11 protein-coding genes and 1 pseudogene are annotated in these 13,251 nt (G+C 68.8%); 11 read left to right on the top strand and 1 reads right to left on the bottom strand.

The features are described from left to right. Positions 1–35: 35 nt before the first annotated feature. The 10 genes and pseudogenes from C1933_RS19635 to C1933_RS19590 all read left to right on the top strand — a co-directional run bounded on the left by C1933_RS19635 (position 36) and on the right by C1933_RS19590 (position 11,762). Positions 36–761: a suppressor of fused domain protein gene (locus tag C1933_RS19635; RefSeq protein WP_108754615.1), complete on the top strand. Its 726-nt coding sequence runs from the start codon at positions 36–38 to the stop codon at positions 759–761. Between the two features lie 49 nt (positions 762–810). Then, positions 811–1,776: an NAD-dependent epimerase/dehydratase family protein gene (locus C1933_RS19630; protein ID WP_108754614.1), complete on the top strand. Its 966-nt coding sequence runs from the start codon at positions 811–813 to the stop codon at positions 1,774–1,776. A 90-nt stretch (positions 1,777–1,866) separates the two neighbouring features. Further along, positions 1,867–2,589 carry a glycosyltransferase family 2 protein gene (locus tag C1933_RS19625; protein WP_108754613.1) on the top strand — a complete coding sequence of 241 codons (723 nt, stop codon included), beginning with the start codon at positions 1,867–1,869 and terminating at the stop codon, positions 2,587–2,589. Continuing rightward, entirely contained in the window at positions 2,589–2,930 is a 342-nt protein-coding gene (locus C1933_RS19620) for a lipid-A-disaccharide synthase N-terminal domain-containing protein (protein WP_108754612.1), read from the top strand. Before C1933_RS19625 ends, C1933_RS19620 begins: the two co-directional genes overlap by 1 nt. A gap of 267 nt (positions 2,931–3,197) precedes the next feature. Beyond that, positions 3,198–4,970: a DUF885 family protein gene (locus tag C1933_RS19615; RefSeq protein WP_108754611.1), complete on the top strand. Its 1,773-nt coding sequence runs from the start codon at positions 3,198–3,200 to the stop codon at positions 4,968–4,970. A 76-nt stretch (positions 4,971–5,046) separates the two neighbouring features. Next, on the top strand, positions 5,047–5,424 hold the full coding sequence (locus C1933_RS19610; protein ID WP_108754610.1) for a hypothetical protein: 378 nt from the start codon (positions 5,047–5,049) through the stop codon (positions 5,422–5,424). Between the two features lie 58 nt (positions 5,425–5,482). Beyond that, on the top strand, positions 5,483–6,754 hold the full coding sequence (locus C1933_RS19605) for a TolC family protein (RefSeq protein ID WP_108754609.1): 1,272 nt from the start codon (positions 5,483–5,485) through the stop codon (positions 6,752–6,754). Positions 6,755–6,909: 155 nt separating this feature from the next. Further along, a pseudogene (locus C1933_RS19600) lies at positions 6,910–7,722 on the top strand (efflux RND transporter periplasmic adaptor subunit); the annotation flags it as partial. A gap of 19 nt (positions 7,723–7,741) precedes the next feature. Then, positions 7,742–10,909 (top strand): CusA/CzcA family heavy metal efflux RND transporter, encoded by a 3,168-nt coding sequence (locus tag C1933_RS19595; RefSeq protein WP_199911461.1) that lies wholly within the window; start codon positions 7,742–7,744, stop codon positions 10,907–10,909. A 166-nt stretch (positions 10,910–11,075) separates the two neighbouring features. Next, positions 11,076–11,762 carry a hypothetical protein gene (locus tag C1933_RS19590; RefSeq protein ID WP_108754606.1) on the top strand — a complete coding sequence of 229 codons (687 nt, stop codon included), beginning with the start codon at positions 11,076–11,078 and terminating at the stop codon, positions 11,760–11,762. A 6-nt stretch (positions 11,763–11,768) separates the two neighbouring features. On the opposite strand, the gene C1933_RS19585 is transcribed toward C1933_RS19590, so the two are convergent. Next, positions 11,769–12,167: a RidA family protein gene (locus C1933_RS19585; RefSeq protein ID WP_108754605.1), complete on the bottom strand. Its 399-nt coding sequence runs from the start codon at positions 12,165–12,167 to the stop codon at positions 11,769–11,771. Positions 12,168–12,276: 109 nt separating this feature from the next. Between C1933_RS19585 and C1933_RS19580 the strand changes: the two genes are divergently transcribed. Continuing rightward, a complete protein-coding gene (locus C1933_RS19580) occupies positions 12,277–13,170 on the top strand; it encodes a LysR family transcriptional regulator (RefSeq protein WP_108754604.1) in 894 nt (297 codons plus the stop codon). Positions 13,171–13,251: the final 81 nt, after the last annotated feature.

Genomic DNA, 13,251 nt, shown 5'->3' with positions numbered 1-13,251 from the left:
TGCGCCGTGCCCCGGGGCCTGACAGGGAACCGTGCATGAGCAATGACTTCGACGATGTCAGCCCCGGTGGCAGCCGCATGCACCTGCACCGCCGCGACACCGTGCATTCGCCTGCACAGGGCCAACCGCACACGGCGCAGATCCGTGCCTATATCGAGCGCCACCTGGGGCCGGTCGCGGGCGCGTTCGACGATGCGCTGCCCGATACGGTGCGCGTGCTGGTGCATGTGGTGCCGCCCACCGCCGACCGTCCCTGGCTGCAGCTGGTCACCTCGGGCATGAGCGATCTGCCGATGAACCTGCCGCCGGGCGTGGATGTTCCGCATTTCGCCGAACTGATGCTGACCCTGCCGGCCCACTGGCCGCTGGATGCGCAATCGCTGCAGGACGAGCGTTTCTACTGGCCGGTGCGCCTGCTGCAGACGCTGGCACGCCTGCCGCATCTGTATGACACCTGGCTGGCACCCGGGCACACCGTGCCGCATGGCAATCCGGCCGAACCCTACGCGGCTGACGTGCGGTTCGACGGCGCCATGGTGGTGTATCCGGCTACGGTGCCGCCGGCCTTTGGCGAACTGCTGGACGATGATGGCCGCACGATCGCCTTCCGCGCGGTGCTGCCGCTGTACCCCGAAGAGATGGCGTTGAAGCTGCAGGAAGGGGCCGATGAACTGCTCGAACGCCTGCAGGCCAAGTGCATCGACGACCGCATCGACACCGGCCGCTTCAACGTGGCGCGGCCACGGCTGGGCCTGTCCTGAGCCAGGCGGGTAACATCTGTGCTGCATTCCTGCGCGTAGAGCCCCCGCCATGACCCTCCTGCTCACCGGCGCTGCCGGCTTCATCGGTGCCTACACCGCCCGCGCCCTGCTGGAGCAGGGCCAGGCCGTGGTCGGCCTGGACAACTTCAACGATTACTACGACCCGCAGATCAAGCGCGACCGCGTGGCCGCGCTGTGCCCCACGCTGGACCTGCGCACGCTGGACCTGACCGACCGCGAAGGCCTGGCCGCGCTGTTCGACGAAGTGCAGCCCAGTGCGGTGATCCACCTGGCCGCGCAGGCCGGCGTGCGCTATTCGCTGGAAAACCCGCACGCCTACGTCGACAGCAACCTGACCGGCTTCGTCAACATGCTGGAACTGTGCCGCCACCGGGGCGTGCAGCACCTGGTGTACGCCTCCAGCAGCTCGGTGTACGGTGATTCGGCCACGCCGCCGTTCTCCGAAGACCAGCGCGTGGACCAGCCGCGCTCGCTGTACGCGGCCACCAAGGCCGCCAACGAGCTGATGGCCTACACCTATGCCCAGCTGTATGGCCTGCATGCCACCGGCCTGCGCTTCTTCACCGTGTATGGCCCGTGGGGCCGCCCGGACATGGCGCCGCTGCTGTTCTCCCGCGCAGTGCTGGCCGGCCGCCCCATCGATGTGTTCAACGAAGGGCGCATGCAGCGCGACTTCACACATGTTTCCGACATCGTGGCCGGTATCCTCGGCGCCCTCGCGCACCCGTCCACCGAGCCGGTGCCGCACCGCGTGTTCAACCTGGGCAACCACACCCCGGTCGAGCTGGAGCGCTTCATCGGTGTGATCGAACAGGCGGCCGGGCGCCCGGCGCAGAAGGTCTACAAGCCCATGCAGCCCGGCGACATGGTGCGCACCATGGCCGACACCCGGCGCGCCCATGACGCATTCGGCTTCGACGCGGTCACCCCGATCGAACAGGGGCTGCCGCCGGTGGTGCAGTGGTGCCGCGAGTACTTTGGCGATCGCGCCTGAGGAAGGCTCCTCACGCAGCCGGGTTCATCTTCGGATAACCTCGGCTGCGGACAATGCGCGGTCTTTGTTTCCCTCTTGGCCGAGTGCCCCATGAGCCAACCTGAGCTTTCCGTTGTCGTTCCGGTGTTCAACGAGCGCGACAATGTCGCCCCGCTGGTGGCCGAGATCACCGCCGCCCTGCGCGGCCATCTGCCGTTCGAGATCGTCTACATCGACGACCATTCGCGCGACGACACCCTGGCCGTGCTGCAGGGTCTGAAGGCCACCACCCCGGAACTGCGGGTGCTGCACCATGTCAGCCAGAGCGGACAGAGCACCGCCGTGCGCACCGGGGTCAAGCACGCGCGCGCGCCGTGGATCGCCACCCTCGATGGTGATGGCCAGAACGATCCGGCCGATATTCCCAAGCTGCTGGCCGCCCGCGCCGCCGCCGATGCGCAGGTAAAGCTGTTCGCCGGCTGGCGGGTGAATCGCCAGGACAGCGGCAGCAAGCGCTGGGCCAGCCGCTGGGCCAATGCAATCCGTGCGCGCATGCTGCGCGACGACACCCCCGATACCGGCTGCGGCATCAAGCTGTTCGAACGCGCCGCCTTCCTCGACCTGCCGTATTTCGACCACATGCACCGCTACCTGCCGGCGCTGATGCAGCGGGCCGGCTGGAAGACCACCAGCGTGCCGGTGAACCATCGCCATCGCACCGCCGGGGTTTCCAAGTACAACAACCTGGGCCGCGCGCTGGTCGGCATCCGCGACCTGCGCGGCGTGGCGTGGCTGATCACCCGCAGCAAGCGCACTGCGGTGGAGGAGCGTTGATGGAGCTGCACTGGCTGGACCAACCGCTGACCTGGCTGTACTGGACCGGCCTGCACGTGACCGGCTGGAAGCTGATCGGCTACACCGGCGCGCTGATGTTCGGTGGCCGCTGGCTGGTGCAGTTCGTGGCCTCCAAGCGGGCGGGCAAGCCGGTCATCCCGCGCCTGTTCTGGTACATGAGCGTGGTCGGCAGCCTGATGACGCTCAGCTACTTCCTGTTTTCGGCCAAGCAGGATTCGGTGGGCGTGCTGCAGAACCTGTTCCCGGCGTTCACCGCGCTGTACAGCCTGCACCTGGACATCAAGCACCGCGGCTGGAAGCGCGACAAAGCCGGCCATTGAGGGCCGGGGGGCGCGCGCCTGCAGTGGGTAGAGTCGACTGTCAGTCGACTTTCGCGCGAAGCGCGGGCCTTGCCATCTGTGGCGGAGGGGTAGCCGACTAACAGTCGGCTCTACCCAGTCGGCTCTACCACGCGCCTTCGGCGCTCGGGCCCCAGCCTGCGGCCGGTGCCCAGGTCCTGCCTGCGTTGCAGGCAGGACCTTCGTCCCATGCCTGCACGGGGCTGGCGGTGCGATCATCGGGGTCTGCCTTCCCGGGAACCTGTGCTTGTGAAAACCCGTCTTGCCGTTGCCCTGCTGATCGCCCTGGCCTCGCCGGCCGTTGCCCTGGCCGCGCCGCCCGCTGGCGCTGCACCGGCCAGCATGGCCGCCGAATCGCCCGCCGACGCGGCGTTCCGCGCGATCTACGAGAAAGAATGGAAGTGGCGCCAGGACGGCGGTGGTGAAGCCAGCGAAGACGGCGATGCACCGGCCAATGCCACCCGCCTGCCCGATGTCGGCGCCGCCGCCCAGCAGGGCCGGCTGAAGGTCTGGGACCAGACCCTGGCCGACCTGAAAAAGATCGACCCGGCCACGCTCAGCGCGGCCAACCAGGTGAACTACGCGATCTATCGCGACCAGGTGTTCAACCTGGCCGAGGAAACCCGCCTGCGCGGCTACGAAATGCCGTTCAATTCCGATTCCTCGTTCTGGTCCAACCTGTCCTTCATGGCCCGGCGCGAGATGAAGACCGCGCAGGACTACCGCAACTACATTGCGCGCCTGAACGATGTGCCGCGCTACTTCGGCCAGCAGACCGACAACATGCGCGCCGGCCTGAAGCGCGGCTTCAGCGTGCCGCGCGCGGTGCTTGATGGCCGCGAAGTGTCCATCGCCACCGTGGCCGAACTGAAGGACCCGACCCAGTCGCCGCTGTACGCACCGTTCAAGAAACTGCCCAACAGCATTCCGGCCGCCGAACAGGCCGCGCTGCGCGAGCAGGCAGTGGCGGCGATCGGCGGCAAGGTGGTGCCGGCGTTCCAGCAGCTGCGCACCTTCTTCGTGAACGAATACGTGCCTCAGGCCCGCACCACCCTGGCCGCCGAAGCGATGCCGGGCGGCAAGGCGTACTACAAGCAGCAGATCCACGAGTACACCACGCTGGATCTGTCGCCCGACCAGATCCACCGGATCGGCCTGGAAGAAGTGGCCCGCATCCAGCAGGAAATGAACGCCATCATCAAGCAGGTGGAGTTCAAGGGCAGCTTCGCCGACTTCCTCACTTTCCTGCGCACCGACCCGCAGTTCTATGCCAAGACGCCGGAAGAGCTGCTGTCGCGCGCTGCGTGGATCTCCAAGCGTGCCGACGGCCAGATCGGCAAGTTCATGACCCTGCCGCGCGCCCGCTTCACCATCGTGCCGGTGCCGCCGGATATCGCTCCGTTCTGGACCGCGGGTCGCGGTGGCATGGGCACCTACTGGGTGAACACCTACGATCTGCCGTCGCGCCCGCTGTACAACCTGCCGGCGCTCACCCTGCACGAATCCGACCCGGGCCACGCCCTGCAGGGCGCGCTGGCGGCCGAGCAGGGCGAACAGCCCGAGTTCCGCCGCAGTGCCTACATCTCGGCCTACGGCGAAGGCTGGGCGCTGTACTGCGAGAAGCTGGGCGTGGAAATGGGCATCTACGAAACCCCCTACGAGGATTTCGGGCGCCTGACCTACGAAATGTGGCGCGCCGCGCGCCTGGTCATCGACACCGGCGTACACAGCAAGGGCTGGACGCGCGACCAGGCGCTGGCCTATCTGCGCGACCACACCGCGCTGAGCGAGCACGAAGTGACCACCGAAGTGGATCGCTACATTTCCTGGCCCGGCCAGGCGCTGAGCTACAAGCTGGGTGAGATCGCCATCGTGCGCCTGCGTGCCCAGGCCGAGAAGGAGCTGGGCGACAAGTTCGACATCAAGGGCTTCCACGATGCCGTGCTGAAGCAGGGTTCGGTGCCGCTGCCGGTGCTGGAACGGCAGATCCAGGCGTATATCGCCGAACGCCGGAAGGCCTGACCGGTCACGCCGCCGGGCCATGCCCGGCGAGCGGCTGCGATTGTGTAACGGCTGCAACGCCCGCTACCCTCCCGGCATGATCCGCTTCGTGCGCCGCCGCCCGTCGTTCCTGCTCCGCCTGCTGATGCTGGTGGTGGTGGCGATCGGCAGCGCGGGCGGCGCCACGGCGTCGGCACTGGGCGAGCTGCACGAGATGTCGCATCTGGACCATCCGGCGGCGCCGCACGATGCCGCCGGGCTCGATGCCGGGCACGACCCGGACGACACCAGCGCTCGCCTGCTGCACGCGCTGGTGCATTGCGGGCACTGTCACGGCCAGGGCGGCGTCTTGCCGTTCGCATTGGCCAGCTGGGAACTGCCACCGCCGCCGTCGGCGGTCGCGCCGACCACGATCGACACCGACGGCCGTGCCGCGCCGCTGGAATCGCTGCTGCGTCCTCCGATCCAGGCCTGATCCATCGCCCGCCGCGCGCGGGCTTCCGATCCTGTCCTGAGATTTCCGGAGTATTCCCATGTGGATCCGCCTGGCCGCTGTCGCGGCCCTGGCGATCGCGCCGTGCGTGCATGCGCAGGCGCCGTCGTCGCTTGACCCCCTGACCCTGGACGCGGCCGTCGACCGTGTCGCCCGTACCCATCCCGACCTGCGCCTGCCCACCCTGCAGCGCCAGGCCGCCGAAGCCCGCCTGGACGGCGCCGCCCTCACCCCCGCGCTGGTGCTCGGCGTGGAGCTGGAGAACGTGCTGGGCACCGGCAGCACCCGCGGCTTCGATGCCGCCGAAGCCACCGTCACCCTGGCCGGCGTGCTGGAACGCGGCGGCAAGCTGGACGCGCGTCGTGCCGTGGCCCAGGCCAACCTGGACGCGCTGGCCCCGCAGCGCGAGATCACCCGCCTGGATCTGCTGGCCGAAACCGCGCGCCGCTACCTGGCCATCAGCGCGGCCGAACAGCAGCGCCGCATCGCCGTGGACGATATCGAGCAGCGCCGTCGCGCGGTGGCCGCCGCACGTTTGCGCCTTCAGGCCGGTGCCTCGCCAGCATCCACGCTGCTGACCGCGCAGGCGGCACTGGCCCAGGCCGAACTGGACCGCGACCGCAGCCTGCAGGCGGCACGCGCCGCGCGCATGGCGCTGGCGGCGCTGTGGAACGCGCGCGAAGTGGATTTCGACGCCATCACCGGCGACCCCTTGCAGCTGCCCGCGCTGCAGGACTTCCAGCAACTGGCGCAGCTGCTGCAGCGCACGCCGGAACTGGCGGTGATCGCCACCGAAGCGCGCGTGCGCGAAGCGCAACTGCAGTTGGCGCGCAGCCAGCAGCGCAGTGATTTGTCCTGGCAGCTGGGCGTGCGCCACATGCGTGACAGCGGCGACAGCGCCTTGCTGGCCGGCTTCAGCATGGCGCTGGGCAGTGCGCGCCGTGCGGCGCCGGAGATCCGCGCCGCAGAAGCCGAACTGGCCCTGAGCGCAGTCGAGCGCGAGGCCCGCGCGTTGCAGCTGTACGCCACCCTGGCCGAGGCGCACGGCCGCTACGAAACCGCCCGGCTGGAGGTGCAGCGCATGCAGCGCGACGTGCTGCCGCAACTGCAGAAGGCCGAAAAGGCCGCCGAAACCGCATGGCGCGCCGGTGCCATCAGCTACCTGGAATGGGCCCAGCTGCAGGCCATGCGCATTGAAGCGCGGCAGCGCCAGTTGGATGCCGCGCTGTCGGCACAGTCCGCCCTGATCGAAATCCAGCGCCTGAGCGGACAACCGCTGCTGGCCGCCTCTGCTGAAGGAACCCTGCCATGAAGGCTGTCACCTCCCTGATCCGTCTGGCCACCGTGGCCGCGCTGCTGGCCGCGCTGAGCGCGTGTGGCAACGGCGGCCCGCAGGCCGCGTCGCCTGCGGACGATGACCACGATCACGCCGAAGGCGAAGCCGCGCATGCCGACGATGCGCCCGAGCGCACTACCATCACCGCCGCGCAGGCGGCCGAGGCGGGCATCGTCAGCGCCGCAGCGGGCCCCGGCACCATTGCCGACGAACACGACGTGCAGGGCCTGCTGGCCCCGGTCGACGGGCGCAGCGCACAGGTCACCGCACGCTTCCCGGGCCCGGTGCGCGCGCTGCGCGCGAACGTGGGCGACCGCGTGCGCGCCGGCCAGCCGCTGGCCAGCATCGACAGCAACCTCAGCCTGACCACCTACAGCGTGGCCGCGCCGATCAGCGGCGTGGTGCTGTCGCGGCAGGTGCAGGTGGGCGCCATGGCGGGCGAGGGCCAGGTGCTGTTCGAGATAGGCGATCTGTCGCAGCTGTGGGTGGACCTGCACATCTTCGGTGCCGATACCCAGCACATCACCGCCGGCGTACCGGTTACCGTCACCCGCATGACCGACGGCGTCAGCCAGATCACCACGCTGGAACGCGTGCTGCCCGGCACCGCCACCGCCAGCCAGAGCACCGTGGCGCGCGCCAGCGTGGACAATGCCGATGGCCTGTGGCGGCCAGGTGCGGCGGTGCGCGCGCGCATCGTGGTGGCCAGCACGCCGGCCGGTATCGTGGTGCCGCTCAGCGCGTTGCAGACCCTGGACGGCAAGGACGTGGTGTTCGTGCGCGAGGGCGACACCTATACCGCGCGACCGGTCACCCTGGGCGCACGCGATGCGCAGCAGGTGGCGGTCAGTGCCGGGCTGCGTGCCGGCGAGCAGGTGGTGGTGCAGCAGAGCTACACCGTGAAGGCCGACATCGGCAAGGCGGGTGCCAGCCATGAGCACTGACCCCAACGCCCGCCACGGGCTGCTGGAACGCATCATCGCCTCAGCCATCCAGCGCCGCTGGCTGATGCTGGGCCTGACCCTGGTGCTGGTGGCGGTCGGCATCTGGAGTTTCACCCGGCTGCCGATCGACGCCACCCCGGACATCACCAACGTGCAGGTGCAGGTGAACACCGCCGCGCCCGGCTATTCGCCGCTGGAAAGCGAACAGCGCATCACCTACGCGGTGGAAACGGCGATGGCCGGCCTGCCGAAGCTGGACCACGTGCGTTCGCTGTCGCGCTACGGCCTTTCGCAGGTCACCGTGGTGTTCAAGGACGGCACCGACCTGTATTTCGCCCGCCAGCAGGTGGCCGAACGCCTGCAGCAGGTGCGCTCGCAGATTCCGGCCGGGCTGGACCCGCAGCTGGGGCCGATTGCCACCGGCCTGGGCGAGATCTTCATGTACACCATCGACGCCGATCCCAAGGCACGCAAGCCCGACGGCACGGCCTACACCGCCACCGATCTGCGCACGCTGCAGGACTGGGTGATCCGCCCGCAGCTGCGCAACGTGCCGGGCGTGACCGAGGTCAACACCATCGGTGGTTTCCAGCGCCAGGTGCACATCACCCCGGATCCGGCGCGACTGCGCGCGCTGGGCTTCAGCCTGGACGACGTGGCCGAAGCCGTGCAGGCCAACAACCAGAACGTCGGTGCCGGCTACATCGAACGCAATGGCCAGCAGTTCCTGGTGCGCATTCCCGGCCAGGTGGCCGATCTGCAGGAGATCGGCAACATCGTGCTGGACCGCCGCGAAGGCGTGCCGATCCACGTGCACGACGTGGCCAGCGTGGCCGACGGCCCGGAACTGCGCAGCGGCGCGGCCACCCAGAATGGCCACGAAGTAGTGATGGGCACCGTGGTGATGCTGGTCGGTGCCAACAGTCGCGAGGTCGCGCAGGCCGCGGCCGCTCGCCTGCAGCAGGCGCAGGCCAGCCTGCCCGCGGGGGTGACCGTTACCGCCAGCTACGACCGCACCGCGCTGGTCGACCGCACCATCCAGACCGTGGCGCGCAACCTGCTGGAAGGTGCGCTGCTGGTGATCGTGGTGCTGTTTCTGCTGCTGGGCAACGTGCGTGCCGCGTTGATCACCGCGGCGGTCATTCCGCTGGCCATGCTGTTCACCCTCACCGGCATGGCCCGTGGCGGCGTGTCGGCCAACCTGATGAGCCTGGGCGCGCTCGACTTCGGCCTGATCGTCGATGGCGCGGTCATCATCATCGAGAACTGCCTGCGCCGCTTCGGCGAACGCCAGCACGCGCTGGGCCGCGACATGACCGTGGCCGAACGCTTTGCCGAAACCGCCAGCGCCACCGCCGAAGTGATCCGCCCCAGCCTGTTCGGCCTGGGCATCATCACCGCGGTGTACCTGCCGATCTTCGCGCTCACCGGCGTGGAAGGAAAAATGTTCCACCCGATGGCGATCACGGTGGTGCTGGCGCTGACCGGCGCCATGCTGCTGTGCTTGACCTTCGTGCCGGCCGCCATCGCGCTGTTCCTCGGTGGCCGCGTGCAGGAACAGGAGAACCGCCTGATGGCCTGGCTGCGGCGGCGCTACCAGCCGCTGTTGGCGTTCACCCTGCGCCGCGGCCGCTGGGTCGCCGTGGGCGCCCTGGTGCTGGTGCTGGTCTGCGGTGCCCTGGCCACGCGGCTGGGCAGCGAATTCGTGCCCAGCCTGGACGAAGGCGATGTGGCCATGCATGCCATGCGCATTCCCGGCACCAGCCTGGCGCAGTCGGTGCAGATGCAGGTGCAGATTGAACGCCGCCTGCTGCAGGTGCCGGAAGTGGCCAAGGTGTTTTCCAAGATCGGCACGCCGGAAGTGGCGTCCGACCCGATGCCGCCCTCGGTGGCCGACACCTTGATCATGATGAAGCCCCGCAGCCAGTGGCCCGACCCGCGCAAGTCGCGCGCCACGCTGCTGGCCGAGCTGGAACGCACGGTGGAATCGCTGCCCGGCAACAACTACGAGTTCACCCAGCCGATCCAGATGCGCATGAACGAGCTGATTTCCGGCGTGCGTGCCGATGTGGCGGTGATGCTGTACGGCGATGACCTGGACACCCTGCGCAACGTCGGCCAGCGCCTGCAGCGCGTGGTCGCAGCGGTAGCGGGTGCGGCCGATGTGCGGCTGGAAGAGACCACCGGCCTGCCGCTGCTGACCGTGCTGCCGGATCGGCAGCGGCTGGCCGGGTATGGCTTGAACCCGGGCCAGGTGCAGTCCACCGTGGCCACCGCCGTGGGTGGGCAGGTGGCCGGGCAGCTGTTCGAAGGTGACCGCCGCTTCGACATCGTGGTGCGCCTGCCCGAAGCCCTGCGCCAGGACCCGGCCGCCTTGGCCGACCTGCCCATTTCGCTGGAACCGGCGCTGGCCAGCGACAACGGCGATGAACTGAGCCGGGGCGTGGCCGCGGGCAGCGGTGCACCGCGCACCGTGCCGCTGCGTGAACTGGCCCGCATCGAAACCAGCGAAGGGCCGAACCAGATCAACCGCGACAACGGCAAGCGCCGCATCGTGGTCACCGCCAACGTGCGCGATCGTGACCTGGGCAGTTTCGTGGCGGACCTGCAGCAGGCGGTGCAGGGCAGGGTGGAACTGCCGGCCGGCTACTGGATCGACTACGGCGGCAGCTTCCAGCAGCTGATTTCGGCCAGCCAGCGCCTGGCCGTGGTGGTGCCGGTCACGCTGCTGCTGATCTTCGTGCTGCTGTTCTGGGCGTTCGGATCGGTGCGTGATGCGGCCATCGTGTTCAGCGGCGTGCCGCTGGCCCTGACCGGCGGCGTCCTGGCGCTGGCGTTGCGTGGCTTGCCGCTGTCGATCTCGGCCGGCGTGGGCTTCATTGCGTTGTCGGGTGTGGCGGTGCTCAACGGCCTGGTGATGATCAGCTTCGTGCGCCACCTGCGCGAACAGGGTCTGCCCCTGCTGGATGCGGTGCGCGAAGGCGCGCTGGGGCGTCTGCGCCCGGTGCTGATGACCGCCCTCGTCGCCTCGCTGGGCTTCGTGCCGATGGCCTTCAATGTCGGTGCGGGTTCGGAGGTGCAGCGGCCCCTGGCCACCGTGGTGATCGGCGGCATCGTCTCGTCCACGCTGCTGACCCTGCTGGTGCTGCCCGTGCTGTACCGCTGGCTGCACCGCCGCGAGCCCTGACCGGAGGGGTCAGATCCCTTCCGCAGGAAGGGCTCTGACCCCATCCCCTCCAGCGGCTTCCGCTGGCTGCCGACCCCTGCCGCAGGTAATTGCGCCGACACCACTGCCTGGTTGCGCCGCCGTGCACCATCGGTGAGGATCGGGAATCGCCACCAAGGATGGAACGATGACTGCACGCGCTGCCGCAGCCGGTCTGCTGCTGGTCCTGGCCAGTCCGGCTGCATTCGCCGCCGGGGATGTCTACGTGGAGTTGCTGTGGGCGCCGACGCCCGCAGATGCGATCGCACGGTCGGTGGCCTACCAGTTCGTTGCCGATGGCCAGCATGACCACCGCATCTGCGTTGCCGCCGGTGGAGAGGACGCCGATGTGGGCGGGCTGGAGCTCACCATTCGTGATGCCAAGGGCGTTCGCATCTCGCACGTAAGGCATGCCGGTTTCCGTGGCCGGAAGACGTGTTTCCCTGCGGACATCGGCACCGCAGGGGCAGCCGGCATGTGGACGGTGGATGCCACGCTTGGCGACGGCCGCACCGGCAGAGCAGACGTTCGCGTCGATCACCGCCTGGAGGACTCCCCGCTTTACCTTGGGCACGACGGACCCTACGTTGCGGGTCGCCCAAACTACGATCCGTCCGTTCCGGCGGCCGAATGGGTGGGCAAGTTGGTCTGGGCAACGGACGTGGATGCAGAAGGCAGAGTGACCCACGTTGAAGTTGAAATGGCCGAAGGTGTTGGCGAACGCCTGCGCGCGCGTGCATTGGCCGCGGGCTGGTTGAACCGGTTCGGCCCCGACCCGGCGCGTGCGACGAAACCTTTGCGTTGGCGCCGCACACTGGAATTTGCCGCAGAGTGATTCGTACTACTTGGGTGCGGGCAGCTTCGCAATCACCTTGATCTCGAACTGGAACCCGTACAGCCAAGTCACGCCGATGCCGGTCAGGGTCGGGTGCGGCGCCTGGCCCCAGTACTCGGGCACGATCGCCCAGGCCTTCTCGAAATTCCTCTCCGGATCGACCAGGAACACGGTTACGTCGATCACATCGTCGAACGTGCAGCCGGCGGCTGCCAGCACCGCATTGAGGTTGTCGAAGGCGCGGCGCACCTGGGTCTCGAAGTCCGGCTCGGGCGAGCCGTCTTCGCGGCTGCCGACCTGGCCGGAGACGAACAGGAAGCCATTGGACCGGATGGCCGGCGAGTAGCGGTTGCGCTCGTAGAGGGCCTGGCGACCGGCGGGGAACACGACATCACGCTGTGACATGGGGGCTATCCCGTGGGAGAGAGGGCCATCCTCCTCGCCAAGGCTGTCTGGATAAACCGCGATAATCGGCCTAGATTGATTGTCGATCCCAAACAATTGCGGGCCGCCCATGGACCGTTTCGAGGCAATGCGGGCCTTCGCCCGGGTGGTGGAAACCGGCAGCTTCACCCGCGCCGCGCACACCCTGCAGGTCAGCCGCACCACGGTCACCCAGCTGGTGCAGCAGCTGGAAGCGCACCTGCGCCTGCGCCTGCTCAACCGCACCACCCGGCGCGTCAGCACCACCGCCGACGGCGCGGCGTACTACCCGCGTATCGCCCGCCTGCTGGCCGAACTGGAGGCGGTGGAAGGCGGCTTGGGCGAGGCCGCCAGCCAGCCGCGCGGGCGCCTGCGCATCGATGTGCCCGGCCCCTATGCACGGCTGCGGCTGGTGCCGGCGCTGGCGGATTTCCATGCACGCTACCCGGAGATCCAGCTGGACATCGGGGTGAGCGATCGCGAAGTGGATGTCATCGCCGACAACGTGGACTGCGTGATACGCGGTGGCACGCCGGCCGACCCGGCGCTGGTTGCACGGCCGCTGGCCAGCCTGCCGCTCGGCTTCTACGCCAGCGCTGCCTACCTGCAACGCTTCGGCGCGCCCGACCACCCGCGCGCGCTGGAAGGACCGGACCATCACGTGGTCGGCTTCCTCAGCCCGCGCAGCGGTCGCGCGCGGGTGTTCAGCGCCCGCCGTGGCGATGAGCGCATCGAGGTGCAGGGCCGTTACACGGTGGGCTTCGATGATGGCAACGCCTACCTGGCGGCCGCTGTGGCCGGACTGGGCGTGGTCGCCCTGCCCAGCTACATGGCGCAGCCGCACGTGGCCCGCGGCGAACTGCAGCCGGTGCTGCAGGACTGGCAGCTGCCGGCCATGCCGATGCACGTGATGTTCCCGCCGAACCGGCACATGAGCCAGCGCCTGCGGGTGTTCATCGATTGGGTGGTGGAGGTGCTGGGGTAATGCCTTTGTAGCGTCGAGCGTTGCTCGACCGCTTCTGCTCGGCGCTACAGCCTCCCGACCGCAAAGTTTTGCAACTGTTCC

The sequence above is a fragment of the Stenotrophomonas sp. ZAC14D2_NAIMI4_6 genome, assembly GCF_003086875.1.
Taxonomy (GTDB): Bacteria; Pseudomonadota; Gammaproteobacteria; order Xanthomonadales; family Xanthomonadaceae; genus Stenotrophomonas.
This window is presented reverse-complemented; position numbering and strand designations above follow the sequence as displayed.

Coding starts and splice junctions, on each gene's coding strand:
- C1933_RS19635 (WP_108754615.1), top strand. CDS start 36: ATGAGCAATGACTTCGACGATGTCAGCCCCGGTGGCAGCCGCATGCAC.
- C1933_RS19630 (WP_108754614.1), top strand. CDS start 811: ATGACCCTCCTGCTCACCGGCGCTGCCGGCTTCATCGGTGCCTACACC.
- C1933_RS19625 (WP_108754613.1), top strand. CDS start 1,867: ATGAGCCAACCTGAGCTTTCCGTTGTCGTTCCGGTGTTCAACGAGCGC.
- C1933_RS19620 (WP_108754612.1), top strand. CDS start 2,589: ATGGAGCTGCACTGGCTGGACCAACCGCTGACCTGGCTGTACTGGACC.
- C1933_RS19610 (WP_108754610.1), top strand. CDS start 5,047: ATGATCCGCTTCGTGCGCCGCCGCCCGTCGTTCCTGCTCCGCCTGCTG.
- C1933_RS19605 (WP_108754609.1), top strand. CDS start 5,483: ATGTGGATCCGCCTGGCCGCTGTCGCGGCCCTGGCGATCGCGCCGTGC.
- C1933_RS19590 (WP_108754606.1), top strand. CDS start 11,076: ATGACTGCACGCGCTGCCGCAGCCGGTCTGCTGCTGGTCCTGGCCAGT.
- C1933_RS19585 (WP_108754605.1), bottom strand. CDS start 12,167: ATGTCACAGCGTGATGTCGTGTTCCCCGCCGGTCGCCAGGCCCTCTAC.
- C1933_RS19580 (WP_108754604.1), top strand. CDS start 12,277: ATGGACCGTTTCGAGGCAATGCGGGCCTTCGCCCGGGTGGTGGAAACC.